The sequence below is a fragment of the Marinomonas sp. CT5 genome (assembly GCF_018336975.1).
Taxonomy (GTDB): Bacteria; Pseudomonadota; Gammaproteobacteria; order Pseudomonadales; family Marinomonadaceae; genus Marinomonas.
Map to the genome: position 1 here is coordinate 1,416,684 of NZ_CP025572.1, position 18,471 is coordinate 1,435,154.

Here is an 18,471-nt window from a genome sequence, read left to right on the forward strand (position 1 = left end):
GAATGCTGATTTAGCACATCCATTAACACATTTTTGTTACATTTTGGGGGAAATCTTGAACATTCCAGATTATAAATTTAAAGAGTGGGTTCCATTTGATAGCTACAAAGAGATCGATGGAATAGGATTTCCTGGGGTTTATATTCTGGCTCACTTCACAAGAAAGCCTTATTCTGAGCCGTGCACAAGTTCATCAAATATCGTTTATGTAGGCGAAACTACAGGTCAAACAATTTCAAAGCGGTTATATCAATTTAAACAGTCTGCATTTTTACGTAAGAGAGCCCACAGTGGAGGATGGTCTTATTCAGATAAGTACCTTAAAGGTAAAATAAGTCGGGAGTCTCCTAATAAATTATACGTAGCTATTTTGCCTGTTGATAGGCCATATAAGGAAAGCAAAGCATATATAAAGCTTGTAGAGCGTTTAGTCATTTGGGATTTTTTTCAAAAAAATAAAGCTTATCCAAGCTGCAACACAGCATAAGATATAACAAACGAGTATGGACTCAACATACTTTTCCTAATCTGACAGAAATGATTTAGTGTAATAGTTCTAGCTCATTTATGCCCCAAAATGAGTCAGCATTCCTCCTTGTGACAATGCAAACATATTATATTTACATTACTTGAATTTATGGAAAGCAAGATGCGACCCATTACTCACGAAGGGCAAAACACCTACCTTTATAACACATTGTAACTACTTAATTTTTTCGGGGTATCGACAAGGATTACACTGTGTAATTTGTGGTTTTTTCGCTTGTGCGTAATGTACGCATTACCAGTGTATTTAGCTTCAAGCTTTGGATTTTCTAGCAAGGTTTTTACGTACTCATCTAGGTGGTTTATTTTTCTATCTGTAGAGTTTTTAACACTAAAATAGTTCGACAGTTTAGCTGTGTATTCTTTATGAACTTCGTAAAGGTTTTGATTCCGAGTAAGAACAAGATGTACTCTGAGCTTAGACGAGAGTTCACTAAATACTGATTCTGAAACAGGTAAAGCAATTGCCTTATTTAGCTTTGTATCCAATTTAAACTCATCTGTATCACAGTTCAAAGCTAATGGATTGAATGTAAAAGAAATGACTTTGAGAAAGTCATCGTCAGATACACCTAAGTCTTTATAGATTAGGTAGGTAACTAACATTCTCAACTTCCAGTATATTTTACTTACTTCGTCTGTAGTGAATTTTTCTATTTCACCATGAGCGGCCCTATCTCTGACATCCTTAATAACATGTAGGTCTTCACTCGACAGGAACACCTCTGTAACATGATTACCTATGTGATTTAGGTACCTCTTAACTTTTTGCTTAAATGTTGCAGCAGAACGATTAGGTAAGGCTTCCCTAAGTACTTTAACATTACTCAAATCAGCCAGAATACCTTTTGAAAAAGTTTTGACCAACTCTGTATCACCAGATATCAAGTCTGAGAGTTTACCCATTAATTCGGTATACTTATCTTCATCGAGCATTGTATCAAGATTCAGTTGATCTACTTTATGGCTGCAATACTTATCGAGAATGGCTGTATAGAGCATGGTTTCATACTCTAAAACTCCATTGAAATTGTATAAAGGTATTGTTCGTGACCAGATATTCTCAAATTCAAACGTATTTTTTACGAAGTATGACTCACAAATTTTTACAAAATGCTCTCTCAATCGGTCTGCCAACATGAAACTGTTTGGGTATGATAGATCATGTTCAGAAGTATCTTTTACTGTTGGGATGTATAACGTTCCTCTATTTTCATCATCCGACACTTCGATTTTGGACACTTTGATTGGAAAACCTGTAATCCAAGTAAAAAGGTTTTTAGACTTATACAGGTACTTTTCTATTTCGCTGAAAGTTATGGCATTTTCAAATTCAAAAAACAGAGTCATCGAGCTAGTGAACTGAAAGCCATCTTTGGTTGATGTGTTAGAGAGTCGATAGTATTGACGCAATCCAACCTTAATAGTTTGGTCATCTTTCAATACTGTGGCTTCCATCGGCTCTATAGTGACATTTCCACTCAGGTCACCATTCTGTTCTAGATTTCTTGAGATTTCGTTGTTGAAATACGCTGCTAGTTCAGGGAATGTGAAGTATACTTTTTTTAGTTTGGTTGTTTCTGCTTTACCTGAATATACATATCGAAACAACTTGGATGAGTGCGTTCCAGAATTAATACCGCCTGACAAAAGATATTTTTGAGCTAACTGTTCAGTAAAATCCTCTACCTGAACAACATCTTCATTATTTTCATAAAAATATGAATGCTTGCTAACATGAGATAGCATAGGGATCTTTCCGTACCCAATCTTAAGCTTGCAGTACTCACCTTCGTTAATTCGAACATTTAATTCTAAATCTTCAGTTAGTCGTAAATCCAAAATTCCACCAAATATCCAACCATACACATAGGAATCTTACCGAACTTTTTCTCTTTGGCCATCCATTTCCGAGTATATCTATAATAGACAAGGATATTTTGGCACCACATTGTAAGTTGCAATACGTATTGCTATCTGTGCGTTGCTAATTTAGAAAAGTCTCTGACACGTTTCTGTCCAGAAATGAGTTACAGCTAGTATGAAACTTTAATACTCAGTTATCGCTCGATTCAGACTTGGTAGTAGCAATTAGCATGAATCTTTATTTTTAGTCACTTTTAATCCAAAACGGTACGAACAGGGTTACTTGGTTGTTTAGTGTGAGACTTTATTAATCTCCTACAATTTTATGTATTTATAAATTCAAATTAGCAAGTTAAGAAGGTAACTATTTCTTCGACTTGCATTGCTACTGGCCTCTGTAATTGCAATGAAATCTTCCTGACTTCCTACTATGTGAATTTCACTCTCTGCACGAGTAATGGCTGTATACAGCCATGCACGATCGACGATTCTGCCTTTACTCAATGCAATGATCACTCGTGGAAATTGTGAGCCTTGAGCCTTATGTAAAGTGATGGCGTAACCCAGCTCCATACAGTCTAAAACGTCTTGTGAGATTTGTATTCTGTTGCCGGTATCCAGTGTTACATCACCAAAATATGTTTCAGCCAACTCATCTGAGTCATCCTGTTCTGGCTCAACGCCACTAAGAACGCCAAGGCTGCCGTTCTGGATACCTCTATGATAAAGGTTTTTCGTAAACAATACGGCATCGTTCAGCCGTAGATTCAAGAAGAACTCTTCAGAATGGATGGTGAATCTAAGCATTTCGCCATGGCCATTTACTGCCAATTGAACCTTGTTGTTTATCTCAGATACCATACTTCTGGTAGGAGCAATAATTCGGCTATTTTCAGGGCTTTCACAATACAGGCGACAACACCTATTCGTTATTTCGCTTTTATTAGCCTCATGGAAAAATATAGAGGCGGTAGAAAGCCTCGGTGGAATCTCCCCCTGATTAATGAGCTTTGAGTACTCAGGGATGCCGGTACTTCCTTCCTGACGTTTCACAATATCAAGCATGGTGTTGGCTATTCGTTTTGAGTGAACGATATCAGCCAATACTTTTCCGCATCCAATAGGCGGCAGTTGATCCGGATCACCCGTTAATACGATCCGTACAGATGGATGTATATGCGTAACAATCCGATACATGGTCGGTAAATCAACCATGCTTGCTTCATCAATCACCAATAGGTTCTTATCGCTATCTGTGCTGTCCAATGGTGGATTTCTCAAAAAGCCAGCAATAGTCATCGTCGTGAAGCCTATAGACTCATGTAGACGCATTGCAGCTCGACCACTTAGTGCTACGGCATGGATGGCATAACCCATTAAACTAAAGGCTCTAAGCGCTGTTCTGAGTACTGTCGTTTTACCCGTTCCGGCCCCTCCGGTTATACAGGCTACAGCATTATCTATGCATGTTCCCACTGCTTCTTTTTGCTTTGCTGTTAGATCATAAGGTAATTCTTTGAGGGCCGCACGGTAAGCTTGGCTGGCTTTTCGGTCATACAAACCGTCAATGTCAGCCATTGTTAACAGACGTTTGGCAACGGTAGACTCCATTAATAGTTGAGCGGTTGGGTGATACGTCAGAGTGTCATTATTCAGCAGAAATTGAGCTTTATCGTGTCCTGCTTTGCAGGCGCTTGCGACTAACTCGTTATTCTTCAGTAATTTGTTCAATGCAGGTACTAAGTCTTCCCGTTTAGTATAGGTATGTCCTTTTTCTACTTGCTTTCGTAGGGCAAATTCTAGAGCTGCACTAAGTCGTCTCTGATCATCAGCCGCAATTTCAAAAGTCCACTTTTTAATAAGGCCTTCAACATCATCAAAGGACATTCCGAATCCACATAGTAGGTAAGGGTTGTCCTGTATTGCGTCGACAGATTTGTCATCATGGAACTTGAGCAGTCGCTGTTGAATTGAAGCTGGAATACCACGCAGCGTCATCCAGTTGGTATGTTTGAGATTTTTATATTTCTCATACCCTTCGTAAAGCGCATCAATAGAATCCTCACTCAAAACCCCTTTAAGGCGATTTCTGGCTTCAAGTGTGTCAGTTTGCAGGGTTGAGTGGAAAGAGTTGCCTAGCAACGCCCATAGAGCTCTGGCCTTAACCTCTCCAATTCCTCTAAACGCTTTTTCTTTGGCGATGAACTGTATTAGCTGTTCACCTGACTCTGGCAGAGTACATTCAACATAATCTGGTGCTTCATAGATATGCTGGAGCATTAAGTAATCGCCTGTTGCCACTTCCTCAATACGTCTTGCGCCTTTGACCGTCCAATACTGACCAATTGCCAGTTGCACTGGGATTGATTCAGGATTTGCTTTGATAGTGACGTAATATTTACCGCTAGTGGTTTTATACGAATTTTTTTCCAGTGGTACACCGGTGAAGATAACTAGACTAGAAGAACTGTACGGAATGCTAGTTATCCTAACGTGGTCTTCATGAATGGCATTATTCATCGAGGCATGAACCCCATCTCAGACAGAGTTTCAGACAACTCACCGAATCGTTTCAAGCGAGACTCTAATTCTCTAACCTTGGCTTTAAGCTCTATGTTTTCAGCCTCTAATTGAGATAACCTTCTAGACTCCAGTTGCCTAGAGGCTTGACTAGCATCGTATTCCTTTGGGTTAGACTTCACTGTTTCAGACTCAGCTGTGAATGGCGGCAACACACCACGAGCCCTTAACTCAGTCTCAAGCTTCTCAAGAGCTTGTCTTAAAATAGGGTTCTGTGTCAGCGCCGATTTTCCACAACCAATAGCTTTGGCAACTTCGCCACGCTTTAACTGTCCTCGGTGGGCAATTTGAAGAAAGTCATCATCCGATTGGGTAGCCTTCCAAACTTCAAAGGAGTCGACGTTTTGCTGTGCTTTTTGCTGCCCGTTAGCCATTATTTTTCATCCCTTATGCGCATGATAGTCTGCCTGCTTACCTCGAATTCACGTGACAGTTTAGAAATACTCTCAGCTTTGAGGCGCTTACGTATCTGCTTTCTATCGTTCGCACCGATTTTAGGAGGCCTTCCCATATGCTGACCCGCTTGTATGGCGGCGGCTCGGCCTTCACTTGTTCTATCAAAGATTAAGTCACGTTCTAGTTGGGCGAAAACACCAATGAGTGAAACAATTGCTTGTGATAGGGCTGTGCGTTGGGATGTATCTAAAGCGCCATCCAGCGTTTTAAGGGAGGCATTCTTTTCATGAATTCTATCGATGGTTCTCAAAATAGCTTTTAGGGAACGGCCAAGCCTGTCTAGCCTTGTTACAACAACGACATCGTCATCACGCACATAATCAATCAGAGATTGAAGCTGAACATCGTTATCCTTTGAACTACCGCTGTATTTTCCTGAAAATATTTTCTGACACCCAGCGTTCTCTAGGGCAGCAACTTGTGAACTTAGGTCTTGCGCTATGGTGCTTACACGAGCATAACCAATCAAATGTGACATTAGATGTACCAAAGTTATAACTTTAGTACATTGTGAATTGAGTCCGTACTTTTATCAAATAAAATAAATAAGTACATGTACTTATTTATTGATATGACTTTTAGACTGTCCCAGACATCTATTAATGTTAAAATCCAGTTAAACAAAAAATTCGATTAAGCTGATCTCTGAACACGATTTGCTTAAAATCATCATTCGTTTGAGTGGCTCTCCAAATCTCATATGCCTCTAGATTTTGTTGCACCTTCTGTTGCCCACTTGCTTGTCATGTTTCCTCTCGCTATTGCATGATTTGAAGGTGAGTGCGTTATACATAGTTTGATTTTTTACTTATTACCGCTTTCAATGTTTTGTAAGGTCTTTTGAAACACATCCATGACACTCGGGTTAGTTTTGCCGATACTGGATAACTTTTGAATGAAAGCATGGAGCTTACCAATCTCCGAGTGTGCAACCGAAAGTTGCGCTTCCAATTGGATTACCTTTTCAGCTAAATCAACGTCTTTTTGTAAGTAAGAGATCAGTTCTTGATTTTCAGCCGAAACAGGCTTGCCCCTTAAAACTTGTTTTTTTTGCTTGTATTCGTGCTTGATATTGGCGTATTTGTCGAGCGTTTGTCTCGTGGTGGCAATGCCTAAGCTGGATTCTATTTTTGTGACTAATAAATCCCATGTTAACTTGCCTTCCCAACTTCGAATGAGGGCTTGTACGGATATTTGTTGTTCAGTTTCAAGTGATTTAATTGCCATATCATCCCCACTAGAGCGATCCTAAAAAGGCTAAGAAATTATTTGTGGCTTCGTCTTTACTTTTATCGTTTCTTGCCTCAATCGCGGCTTGAAGGGCTTGCTCGGCATCAGGTAGTGCTAACCTTTGCTCTTCTACCGTTTTTGTTTCTAAATTAGTGATTCTTATGCGGTTTGAACGAGTGAGTAATCGCACGCTACAGCCTGGTTTTATTGCATCATCGGATAACACTCCAATGAGATTTTTCAACATACAAGTGTTGTTATAATGAGTTTTGTACCACTTTTGCATTCCTTCACTTGTTTCAAAATTGTTAGCTTCCTGCACCTCTTCCAAACGATGTGTTTGTACCTTTAAATCCTTCTGGAGTAAGTCTATTGCTTTGCTATCATGTGTCACATGACAAGAAGATGAGCACAATGCACATTGGGTTTCAAAATCCGACATATAAGTACAGGGGGATATGGCGAGGTTTTGAGTACAAAATCCTGTCTCATGAATAAAAGTCGGCGTTTCATTGTTGATAGCTTCATTGAATTGATCCATGGTCTGAATACGAAGATTTACATTCTCTTCGATATTGCTTTCTAGCTCATTAGAGTAAGAAATATCTCCAATCACAAAAGCGTTCTGAGCATCAGTCGTATGGATATAGGTCAGTGTCTGTTCTGCGCTCTTTCTACCGGATAACATCGAAATAAGGTGGTGAGGCAAACCTTTTTTCGCTAGATAATCATTTTGCCAATGACGGAGTTGGTGTGGCTTTAGGAAAAAGCTGGATGCAAACCCGTGTCGTTCAAAGAGTGTAGGATGTGATATTACACGTTTAATTAAATCATCAGAAAAGAATCTACTTAGTGAACTAATCGGTACCAAAAGGAATGGGTTCATCACTTTACCTCTCAGTTGCTTATACGTGTAAGTAAATAACGCACTTTCAAAATCCACAGACTTAGTTTGGTGGCTACTGTAACCTTTTAGTTTAGAGTGATTTACCTTGATGGTGTGGTTCTGAAACTCTGCCACGGTGAGTTCTTGTTTACCCGCTATATACTTTTCGCGTTGAGCTTTGCTTGATAGCGGACATCCAGTAAGTGCTTGAGCGTAAGAACAATTACTCTTAAATACCAGAGTATCGAACATTTTAATCTGTGCTATGGGTTTGATGAATTTGGAGAACTGATTGGTTGATACATCAACTGCCCCTTTTGTGTCAGATGTGACTCGCACACATTTGTCACTACCTTCAAAAAAACCAAGCATCAAGCCAAGATGTATAAGGTTCGTTGGTTGATTCATTGAAGGTGTTAGTAGTGCGATATTTTTATCACTAGGTTCAAATTCACCCAGTACTTCTTTCAACGGGCGATTTGGCTGTCGATAGAACCGAGCCAGTGCTCTTGCGGGTTCAGTTGCAAGAATCGTGTAGTGTAGGGCTCGGTCTAAGCTATCGACCATTTCAGCATTGATGTGATTTTGATAGTCCTTGTAACCTTTTGAGCCTCGCCAATTTAAATAATGTACTGTTTTTTGCTGCCCATCGACAATTTGAGTGTGCCTCTTTACTCGTTGTGATGTTAGAAGCACTTGTTCTGCGCCGATTCGATTGGGAGACGCCATGCCAAGTGCTGCCATGGTGCAAACAAAGCTGTCTTGTTGTGTTTTCTTCGAAGATAAAAGGGGCTGCCAAGCCTCAATACTGTCCTTTTCACTACCCTCAGAAGAGGGGATGACATCATAGAAGATAGCACCAAGTGCTAGCAGCGCATTTTCCGAAGGCAGCTTGTTTTGCTCCGCAACTAGTGCATCATCGCCACTTTTGCCGCGAAATGATTTGGTTTTGAGGTTTATATAGGGCTGACAGCTTTTAGGTAGCATTTTATTGTGATGGAGCCAGTTGATGAAAGATGGCAACATCATTTTGTATGTCATCGAGTCGATGATGCGTTGGATTTTCTCAAGAGTGGAGGTAGCTATATTCTCCTCAAGGGAACAAAGGAAGTATCTGGCTACCGCAATTTTATCTTTCTTATTTTTTGTTGATACATTTTGCTTAATTACATCAAGCATATATGAGAACAACATATCATGTATTTCAGGCACTAAACGATCATCATCTGTGAAACGTGTTCCTATTCTTGGAACTTTTCTATTTTTATTGCAAAAGTATATATTCATGGTTCTACTGTCGCGGTCTGTGAACCTGATAACAATATCACTCCAAGAAGCAGGCTGACCTTGAGCATTAGTAAATCCAATGAGAGGCTGTGCTTTCTTTTGAGCAATGTAAGCACGTTGGTTATCAATATAACGATTAATCGTCTTCACTGCTGCTCTTCCTTCAATTTCAGAGTTTTTCGCTCTTCACACAATACAATTGTCACTCTGATATAGAGAATAATAGTTTGCAGTTTCTTAACGGTGGCTGGATGGGCTGATTGACTATTAATAGTCAGTTTTCGCTCTGCTTTCTCTAAATATTGTTGATGGTCTGCGGTTTCGAGCGGTCGAAAATTATCACAGGGGTAGCACCCCATTGGGGCTGCGCCTTTCGACAGACAACTTGCGCAATTAGCTGGATTAAGTTTGTGTCCCATCTCTTCATCAAAAGGGCTTTTAACTTTAAAGTCAGGGTGTTGCTGTAATTGTTTCGAAGATACGCTGTCAAAGCGTTGTATGACGCTATTCCCCGCAAAGGCCTGGTCAATTTTGACTCGTTCAGGTGCTTTTAAATCAAGATAAGATTTTATTGCACTCACTGTGACACCCGTAATGGCGGCGATTTGTGCAGGGCTTAACCCCATCCAAGCAGCAAAAGTCAATTGGGTGTGACGCCAGCGATTATTTTTTAAGGCAAGGGGCTTATGTGCTACTCGGTCACTTTTAATGTCTAGTTTTTCATTAAATAGGTATGCAAAGCACTTTGGAAGAGCTGATGAAGCGAGATGAAACGCCTCGGACATGTCGCTCACGGAGTGAAAGAGATTTTCTTTTGTCTCAAAATCTGCTGAAAATAAGCTCTGGTCTGGAAAAAGGGGGAGTCTTTGCATCAGCTCTTTCATTTCAGTCTCGGACAGTTCAATATCATTCCGGCGCAATGAGGCACATATGTAGGTCTTATAGACTTTATAATATTGAAGCAACAGTTCAGACAGGTTTGGCTCTAAGCGATGAGAACGTGATTCGGCATTACCTCTGAATTGACCATCTTTACCTTTAAATGTTCGCAATTGTAATTGCTCCATGTCAGAAAAGGGGTGCTGTGTAAGAGGTTTCCATTCAGTGTTATTTTCCTTGTGAGACTTAAACGTCTGACCAATCTGCAAGAGATCACACCATTTGAGTTGAATCATTTGAGTGTGCCTTCTTACGATGGCAACCATCAACTGACAGGCCAGAATTGTTCTAAGATTAGTAAAGGCTTTTATCTTAGTAAACTCACTATCGAGTGCATGGAGTGTCTCAATTCGGAGTGCTTCGAGTATATTGTCACGCTCAATTTCACTGTAAGCGCCGGTTGTTTCGTCAAGAATACTTTTTGAGCCAAATTTTGAGCCAATTTTCTCGGTTTTAACGATGTTGTAGAGCGGGGCTAGGGTATTGCAGGGGTACTCATGACTTCGTTTGCAAAGTGCGATTAATGTGGCTCGCACGGACTCTTTATAGGTAGTGAGCGTTATCCACCATGCTTCAAACGTAGCTGGTTCTAAGTACCGGCAAATAGTTCTTAATGTGCAGACATAACTATTGAGTGATTTAAACGCATAATGTTTTGCAGCGTGAGCTATAGCCAGTCGTAGGTCGAGAAAAACGTTACTGTTTAACGCATTCATCCATCTAAGGTAGAGATTTTTCTTGTAGCCAAGTACCCATTCATCGGAAAAGAGATCGATTTCATAGCCCTTTTCTTTTGATTGAAAGGTGCTTTTTCCTTCATAGCTGTTTTTTAAGCTACTAATTTCAAGGCTGCTCATTTTCCACCTCTCAGATTGGGTACGGATTGACTCTGGTTCTTCGATGAGATTTCAGCCACTGTCATCGCTAATTGAAATTCGTTGTAAACGGATGCCATTTTTGAATCTTCCACCCACCCCATCGCATACTTACGAAGGTCTTCGATTTTATCAGGTGGAAACCCTTGTTCTTTAGCTTTGTTTTCAAAGACTTCATTCCATTTATGGCGAAGTAAATGTGGGTGCAATGCTAGTCCAACATAATCCCCAAACGTCTTAATAACTTTGTGAATTGCGTTGTAGGATATTGGTTCCCCAATGGTTTTTCCTTTTTCTGAGATAAAAAGAAATTCATGCTTATGAGTGTTTGGCGTAATATTCCGTACAGTTGCGGTGTAGAGCTTAATAAGCTTCATTAAATCAGGAGAGATAGAAACAGAAAGTGCTTTTGTTTTATTTGCGGCGGGAAGCCGCCTTGTATCCGTTGGGTCATTGGGCGTTCGGGTGAGTAGGAATCGAGGGTTACTCCAATCATCCACTAAATCACCCACTTTCAATTTCATGACAGCACCAACACGCACCCCTGTAGAAATCAATATTTGGGCGATTAATTGATTTCTAAGTTTGCTCGACTTGAATGGATTGTTAGAGGAGCGCTCTTGAATAACGTCTAATAACTTAATAAATTTATCGTTTGGTATAGCTGATTCAAAGGCATCTTTAGTAAACGTATTATTTTTTCGGGTTTTAGATATTACAGAGCTTATGTAGAGCTTAAAGTTATTAAATTGGTTGTCCGTGCGAATTTTCTGCTCAGTTTCAGCTTGATCGTAGTGATGGCAAACATATAAAAATTCGATGTAGGATTTTAGGCGGTTGAGGCGTTGATTAAAAGTGTGCGCTGATACTTTTGGCTGGCTGTTGGATGTCGCATATATCGCATCCCTGATTCTTTTGTCGGTTAGGCTAACTACTTTGTTGTCATTGTTATCACCATCAGTGTCAACATAAAACTTACAGGCACGGATATAGCTGTCAATTTCTTCAATAGATAGAAAAGAGCCACTCGCTACACGCTCAACGAGATCAATGGCTCTACCCATGAAGAAGCAATGCAAAAACTTCAACTCATAGGCGTATTTCTTTAGTGAATTGAATGATAGGTCATGATTGCTAGTCAAATAGGCAGTAAGGTATACATGGCAGGGCAGCCCATCCTGAACAATAGCAGGGAAAGAGAGGCCATTCATATCTTTATATATCTTAACTTGAACATTATCACTTAAGTTATTCATTACAGAATTATCTACTGGTTACACATAAATACACCTTAATTAATTATGTTTATTTTGTAAAGGTAAAAAAATATTCCCTATGGAATCTCTTGGTTTACCCAATTTCAATTCTTTACTTTTTATTTGGTGGAGAGAACTCACATAAATCTTCAATAATGCAGGCATCGCACTTGGGCTTGCGAGCTACGCAGATGTAACGACCATGAAGAATCATCCAGTGGTGCGCATCCAAAAGAAACTCTTTTGGTACAAACTTAAGAAGCTTCATCTCGACTTCTAAAACGTTTTTACCTGGGGCGACTTTTGTTCGATTCCCGAAGCGAAAGATATGCGTATCCACCGCCATGGCCACTTGTCGAAAGGCTGTGTTTAATACCACATTGGCGGTTTTGCGGCCAACCCCTGGTAGGGCTTCCAGTTCTTCACGAGTTTCAGGCACCACACTGTTGTGCTTCTCGATAAGAATTTGGCAGGTCTTGATGGCGTTTTCGGCCTTGGCGTTAAATAAGCCAATGGTTTTGATGTACTCTTTGAGTCCATCAACACCGAGGGCCAGCATGGTTTCAGGCGTATTGGCGACAGGGAAAAGTTTGCGTGTAGCTTTGTTGACGCTCACGTCTGTGGCTTGGGCAGAAAACAACACCGCAATTAAAAGCTCAAAAGGCGAGCTGTATTCCAGCTCAGTTACGGGATTTGGGTTTTCAGCTCGTAAGCGAGAAAAAATCTCGTAGCGCTTCTCTTTGTTCAAAATAAATAGCCTTTATTCACTTTTGATATTCTTTGTTCACTTTTACTAATGTGACTGACTGTCGCTAAACGTTAGCTCACTTGACCCGTCACACGCACACGTTTTGAGGCGATTGGGCCATCTTTGGCTTTTTGTGCGGCAATGCGTTTTTTCTCACGTTCGTCTAGGTAGTTTTTACCAGCGATCAACAAGCCAAGTCCAATAAAGGCACCGGGCGGTAAGACAGCAAAAAGAACATTTGGATAGTCGTTAAAAACAACAATTTTCCAATGTGTTGCCATATCACCGAATAACAACTGCATATCAGAAAACAATGTGCCTTGACCAATCAGCTCACGCATGGCGCCCAAGGTAACCAGAATGAACATGAAGCCCAATCCCATCATAAAACCATCGAGCGCAGAAGGAATAACGGGGTTGCGGCTAGCAAACGCATCGGCACGACCTAGAATCGCACAGTTGGTTACGATTAGAGGAATAAAAATCCCCAAAATCTGATAAAGCTCATAGGTATAAGCCTGCATGATTAATTCGATACAGGTGGTAAAAGAGGCGATGATCATGACAAAAGCTGGCAGACGAACGGCATCGGCCACGTAGTTACGAATGATGGAGACGGCAATGTTAGAGCCGACTAAAACCACCATGGTCGCCAACCCAAGGCCCAATGCGTTGACGACCGTACTGGTGACCGCCAACATAGGACACAAACCAAGCAGCTGAACCAGAGCCGGGTTGTTCTTCCAGATACCGTTATAAATGATTTCTGCGTAATTGGCGCTTGGCTTACTCTCTTCTTGAGTAGCGTCAGTTGCCGCTGTTTCTGCGCTCATTTTCATTGGACTATCCTAATACGCTAACAGCGTATCTTTGTGTTGATCAAAATAAATAAGGGTGTTTTTTACAGCGCGAACGACGGCGCGTGGGGTGATGGTCGCCCCTGTAAATTGGTCAAAATCCCCGCCGTCTTTTTTCACTGCCCAGCCTTTTAAGGTTGGATTTTCCAGTGACTTATTGGCAAAACTCAGAATCCACTTAGACTTTTTCAAGTCAACCTTGTCGCCAAGTCCTGGTGTTTCTTTGTGACTAATGACGCGACTGCCTGTCACAACGCCATTTTTATCAATGGCAACCAGCATGTCTAAATTACCGTTATAACCACGTGGGGCAATGGTTTCGAAGATAATGCCAGAGACTTCACCATTCTTACGGGCGATATGAATCTTAATGCCTTCTTCGCTGCCTAATAGGGGATCGGGTGGCAGAATAGCGGTGTCTTTGGTTAAGTCGTTATCGTACAAATTGGCGGGCAATATTTCGTTAAAAGCTGAAATCTGCGCATCCAAGATATTATTCTTGATCGTGTGGTCTGTTAGTTGGTGCGTGATCGCAATAAGACCAGCAGTTAGCACCGCAAAAATAGCCAACCCAAGACTGTTACGGCGAATAGAGGCGAGCAATTCCATTAGTTATCCTCCCCAACTTTTAAACCGCTTTTGGCTTTTTTGTGGCCGTAGGTTCTTGGCTGTGTGTAGTAATCGATTAAAGGCGCCGCGAAGTTCATTAACAAGACGCCAAATGCCACCCCATCAGGATAACCACCCCAAGAGCGAATAATGTAGATCAAGATACCAATACCCGCACCATAAATCAGTTTACCGCGATTACTGGTACAAGAAGACACAGGGTCTGTGGCGATAAAGAAGGCACCAAACATAGCGGCACCCGTCGTGAGGTGGAAAAGTGGTGCGGCATTATTGCTAGGGTCAATCAGATAGAATACGCCAGCCATTACCGCCAACGCAGCCAGCAGTGACACTGGAGTGTGCCATGTGATGATACGCAACCAAATAAGCGCAAGACCACCTACTAGATAAGCGGCGTTCACCCAAAGCCAGCTGTTTAGGCTTGGTCCTTGTAGTGCGGCGATACTGCTAAATGCGGCTTGCGTATCTAATAAATCTTTGTGTTTGAAGCCATCCAACGGCGTTGCCATAGTGTAGCTATCGATCACAGGCAAGTGATGGAATATCGCTTGTAAGCTTTGCACGAAAGACAGCGTATCCCCTGACGTTACCATGCTTTGTACACCCAGCCATTGGCTCATGGGGACGGGAAAAGACACCAGCACAATCGCGTAACCGACCATGGCTGGGTTGAATGGATTATTACCCAAACCGCCGTACAGTTGCTTGGCAAAGATGATGGCAAAAGCAACGGCGGTCACGGTTACCCACCAAGGCACAATCGGCGGCAGAGCCGCACCCAATAACACGGCGGTTAATAACGCACTGTAATCTTTTAGGAAGAAGCTAACAGGGCGACGACGCATCGCCAAAATGGCCGCTTCACTCAATAGCGCGGTGATGCAGGCAATCATTAAGTTGATTAACGTGCCCCAGCCAAATAGCCAAGTTTGTACCACAATGCCAGGAATGGTCGCTAAAATAACCATCTGCATTACCCAAGAGGTGCGACGTCCTGCACGTTGTGTGTGGGGGGAGGTGATCCTCAATAATGCCATTTAACGATTCTCTTGCATGTTGGTTTGCGAATGAATAAGTTTTTCTAACAAAGCTTCCGCGTTTTGCAAACGTTGCTCTGTGGACGCAATTTCTTCATTTATGCTGTCCGCTTCTTCTGGAGAGCTTTGTAAGCGTTTATTCAATTTATTAATTTGTGCCTTTGCTAACGCAACGGCGATTTTTTCTTTTTTGATCTGATTCGCCAAATCCATTTCTGGCTCAGCTTTGGCTTCATTCGCAGATTCTTTGGCTGCGGATTGAGCCGGCTCAGCTTGTTCTGTCTCTTGTTCAAGAGCAGCAAGCTTTTGCTGTGCTTCGATCAGCTTTTTAGGCCATTCAGACTCGGCTATTTCCGCTTCGCTTTTGCCTTGATCTTTTAAAAGCTGAATGTTCTTTTCGGCTTTTTTAATGCCCGCTTTGGCAATGGCAAGGTCGATTTTACGCTTTTTAGCGGCTTCAGCATCCTGATCATTTGCGACGGGGGCGGCTTTTGCAGCAACGTCTGTTTTTGCGGTAATGGCATCAGGATTCGCTAAGGCTTTTTCCAGCTCATCTGCTCGTTGTTGCGCATCATGAAGCTGTTGGCGAATGGCCTCAATTTCAGGTGCTTGAATCTCTTCGGCCTTTTTCAGTGCTTTCTCGACTTTTTTCACCGCCGCTTTCGCGATGGCGGCATCGATTTTTAACTTTTTCAGTTCATCGCTTGCGGCCGCTTTTGGTTCTGGCGTTGCAGCATTGGATGTTGCTGTTGCACCCAGCTTGCTTACCGTCTCTTGTGCTGCTTTTAGATCGGCTTCAAACGTTGTGATCTTGTCTTTTAATTCCTGATCATCGGGCGTTTCTGTCAGTTGCTTGTGCAGCTTCTTAAGTTTCACACCAATTAAGGCGACATCGACCTTGGCTTTCTTTAACTCGTCATTGGCTGGCGCTGCATTTTGTTTAGCGGCTGTGTCAGCGACACTTGCCGGAGCAGCAGTCGGTATCTTGCTTAGTTGATCTTCTAATGATGCCAACGCTTTTTCTTGATCCGTCACTTGCAGTTGCAGGCTATTAATGTCTTCAAGGTGTTCATTTTCTTGTGCTTCAAGCAACTGTTTTTGCAGTTTCTTCAGCTTAGATTTAGCAATGGCGATATCGACTTTGAGCTTTTTCGATTCGTCACTGGCAGGCGCAGCAGCAGTCGGAGCCGCCGTTGCTGGTGTGGTTTTTTTCGTATCAGCCGTTTTGCTTGGGGCGGCTTTTTGACGAGCAAGACGTTTCGCTTCTTTCTCTGCGGCTTCCGCTTCTTGACGGGCTTTACGAGCTTCAAAACGTTGTTTCGCCAAATCGGATTTCACATTGGCTTCACGAGCTTCACGAATACTGCTCTTAGAGTGGCGGTAATATTGCACTAATGGAATGCTGCTTGGGCAGACATAAGAACAAGCACCACATTCGATGCAATCAAATAAGTTGTGGTGTTCGGCTTTTTCAAACTCTTGGCTTTTACTGAACCACAATAATTGCTGAGGCAATAGGCTTGCAGGGCAGGCTTGCTCACACATGCCGCAACGAATACACGCTTGTTCTGGCGCTGGTGGTGGGAGCTCTTTTTTGCTCGCCGCTAGGATACAGTTGCTGGTTTTGACGATTGGCACAGCAGCTGAGTCTAGGGTGTAACCCATCATTGGCCCACCCATGATTAAGCGGCTCATTTTTTTAGGCTCGGAATCCGCGTATTTCAACAAATGCTCAACAGGCGTACCCAGTAAAACTTCGACGTTTTGTGGGCTTTTAAGTGCGTCACCTGTCAAAGTAGTAAAGCGAGATATTAGTGGCTTGCCTAATGATATGGCGTCGTATACGGCAACACAGGTGCCGACGTTTTGGCATAAAACACCAATGTCCGCAGGGTACTGCCCACTTGGTACTTCTTTACCGGTTAACAGCTGGATTAGCTGTTTTTCACCGCCAGAAGGGTACTTAGTTGGCACCACGGCAATTTGTATCTTGCTGTTGTGCTGGGTAAGTAAGGTTTTTAATGCCGCAATGGCCGTTGGCTTGTTGTCTTCGATACCAATAATGACATTTTCGGCCTCAACAAGATGTTGCAACATTTCGATGCCTAACACGAGCTCGAGGGTTTTTTCTCGAATCAACATGTCATCGGCTGTGATGTAGGGTTCGCATTCCGCAGCGTTAATAATGAAGTGTGTCAGCGGGTTCTTATGCGCACCTTGCAGTTTTACTTGAGTCGGAAAGCCCGCGCCACCCATGCCGACAATGCCCATTTCAGACAAAAATGCCAATACATCGGTTTTACTGATTTCTTGCCAGTTACTTAATGGCGTTAGCTCGCCCCAAGTATCTTGTCCATCGGGTTTTAGCACAATGCATAGGTCACTCAAACCCGAAGGGTGAGCAATAAGACGTTCTTCAATGGCGCTGATGGTGCCAGAAGTCGGAGCGTGTAAAAAGCTACTCAAAAAGCCATTGTTGATGGCGATAGTTTGGCCTTTTAATACTTTGTCACCCACTTTGACTAAGGGGCGAGAGCTTTGACCAATGTGCTGACCAAGTGGCAAAATTAGCTCGCTAGGTAAACTTGGTCGACCCAAAGGCAATTGCAGTGATTGGGCTTTGTTTTCTGGTGGGTGGATGCCGCCATGAAAAGAGAAAATGTTTGCTGTTTGCATTAGTGCACCCCCTCCGCTTGGCGGTCGGTGGCAATAATATTAAGCGAGGTTGCCGCGATACCTTGCGGTTTGTCCCAAGACCAAGTTTTTGCTGTCACGCCGACTTCTACCATATCAATACAATCTACTGGGCAAGGCTCAACACAAAGGTCACAACCTGTGCATTCATCTGCAATTACCGTGTGCATTTGTTTTGCTGCACCTAAGATCGCATCGACAGGGCATGCCTGAATACACTTGGTACAGCCGATACATTCATCTTCACGAATCACAGCAACACGTTTCGCACTTTCTGTACCGTGATCGCCGTCTAATGGAACGGCTTCCACGTCCAATAAATCGGCTAAGGCTTGAATAGTGGCTTGGCCGCCTGGTGGACAATGGTTAATGGCTTCGCCATTGGCGATGGCTTCGGCATAAGGGCGGCAGCCTGGGTGACCACATTGACCACATTGGGTTTGCGGTAGCAGGGCGTCGATTTGGTCAACGATAGGGTCGCCTTCCACATGGAATCGCACATTGGCGTAACCCAGAATCGCACCAAAAATAAGGGATAAAAGAACCAGAATTCCAATGGCAAGTAAAACAGTAAACATCGTTGG

General features: G+C 42.4%; 15 protein-coding genes and 1 pseudogene. 1 reads left to right on the forward strand and 15 read right to left on the reverse strand.

Features of this window, described 5'->3' with window-relative positions; translation table 11 throughout:
- Positions 1-55: 55 nt before the first annotated feature.
- Positions 56-487, forward strand: a complete 432-nt coding sequence (locus C0J08_RS06670) for a hypothetical protein (RefSeq protein WP_212655319.1) — start codon at positions 56-58, stop codon at positions 485-487.
- A gap of 200 nt (positions 488-687) precedes the next feature.
- Here C0J08_RS06670 and C0J08_RS06675 read toward each other — a convergent pair whose 3' ends face one another.
- The 15 genes and pseudogenes from C0J08_RS06675 to rsxB all read right to left on the reverse strand — a co-directional run bounded on the left by C0J08_RS06675 (position 688) and on the right by rsxB (position 18,465).
- Positions 688-2,388, reverse strand: a complete 1,701-nt coding sequence (locus C0J08_RS06675) for an ApeA N-terminal domain 1-containing protein (RefSeq protein ID WP_212655320.1) — start codon at positions 2,386-2,388, stop codon at positions 688-690.
- Positions 2,389-2,751: 363 nt separating this feature from the next.
- Complete coding sequence (locus tag C0J08_RS06680) at positions 2,752-4,770, reverse strand: AAA family ATPase (RefSeq protein ID WP_212655321.1); 2,019 nt, start codon at positions 4,768-4,770, stop codon at positions 2,752-2,754.
- Between the two features lie 158 nt (positions 4,771-4,928).
- On the reverse strand, positions 4,929-5,366 hold the full coding sequence (locus C0J08_RS06685) for a VPA1267 family protein (protein ID WP_212655322.1): 438 nt from the start codon (positions 5,364-5,366) through the stop codon (positions 4,929-4,931).
- Positions 5,366-5,926: a recombinase family protein gene (locus tag C0J08_RS06690; protein WP_212655323.1), complete on the reverse strand. Its 561-nt coding sequence runs from the start codon at positions 5,924-5,926 to the stop codon at positions 5,366-5,368. Before C0J08_RS06690 ends, C0J08_RS06685 begins: the two co-directional genes overlap by 1 nt.
- A 127-nt stretch (positions 5,927-6,053) precedes the next feature.
- Positions 6,054-6,176, reverse strand: a pseudogene (locus tag C0J08_RS22865) (VPA1267 family protein); the annotation flags it as partial.
- 76 nt (positions 6,177-6,252) lie between these two features.
- The gene (locus tag C0J08_RS06695; RefSeq protein ID WP_212655324.1) at positions 6,253-6,675 is read right to left on the reverse strand and encodes a hypothetical protein; all 423 of its coding nucleotides are present in this window, start codon (positions 6,673-6,675) and stop codon (positions 6,253-6,255) included.
- Positions 6,676-6,685: 10 nt separating this feature from the next.
- On the reverse strand, positions 6,686-9,001 hold the full coding sequence (locus C0J08_RS06700) for a hypothetical protein (protein ID WP_212655325.1): 2,316 nt from the start codon (positions 8,999-9,001) through the stop codon (positions 6,686-6,688).
- Entirely contained in the window at positions 8,998-10,647 is a 1,650-nt protein-coding gene (locus C0J08_RS06705; protein ID WP_212655326.1) for a hypothetical protein, read from the reverse strand. Before C0J08_RS06705 ends, C0J08_RS06700 begins: the two co-directional genes overlap by 4 nt.
- Positions 10,644-11,921 carry a tyrosine-type recombinase/integrase gene (locus C0J08_RS06710; RefSeq protein ID WP_212655327.1) on the reverse strand — a complete coding sequence of 426 codons (1,278 nt, stop codon included), beginning with the start codon at positions 11,919-11,921 and terminating at the stop codon, positions 10,644-10,646. The genes C0J08_RS06705 and C0J08_RS06710 overlap by 4 nt, the downstream gene beginning before the upstream one ends.
- 112 nt (positions 11,922-12,033) lie before the next feature.
- Positions 12,034-12,669, reverse strand: a complete 636-nt coding sequence (nth, locus tag C0J08_RS06715) for an endonuclease III (RefSeq protein WP_212655328.1) — start codon at positions 12,667-12,669, stop codon at positions 12,034-12,036.
- A 71-nt stretch (positions 12,670-12,740) separates the two neighbouring features.
- Positions 12,741-13,502: an electron transport complex subunit E gene (locus tag C0J08_RS06720; protein ID WP_249344641.1), complete on the reverse strand. Its 762-nt coding sequence runs from the start codon at positions 13,500-13,502 to the stop codon at positions 12,741-12,743.
- Positions 13,503-13,517: 15 nt separating this feature from the next.
- Positions 13,518-14,135, reverse strand: coding sequence for an electron transport complex subunit RsxG (gene rsxG, locus C0J08_RS06725; protein ID WP_169459165.1), 618 nt, complete (start codon positions 14,133-14,135; stop codon positions 13,518-13,520).
- Positions 14,135-15,193: an electron transport complex subunit RsxD gene (gene rsxD / locus C0J08_RS06730; protein WP_212655329.1), complete on the reverse strand. Its 1,059-nt coding sequence runs from the start codon at positions 15,191-15,193 to the stop codon at positions 14,135-14,137. Before rsxD ends, rsxG begins: the two co-directional genes overlap by 1 nt.
- The gene (gene rsxC, locus C0J08_RS06735) at positions 15,194-17,869 is read right to left on the reverse strand and encodes an electron transport complex subunit RsxC (protein WP_212655330.1); all 2,676 of its coding nucleotides are present in this window, start codon (positions 17,867-17,869) and stop codon (positions 15,194-15,196) included.
- The gene (rsxB, locus tag C0J08_RS06740; RefSeq protein ID WP_212655331.1) at positions 17,869-18,465 is read right to left on the reverse strand and encodes an electron transport complex subunit RsxB; all 597 of its coding nucleotides are present in this window, start codon (positions 18,463-18,465) and stop codon (positions 17,869-17,871) included. Before rsxB ends, rsxC begins: the two co-directional genes overlap by 1 nt.
- Positions 18,466-18,471: the final 6 nt, after the last annotated feature.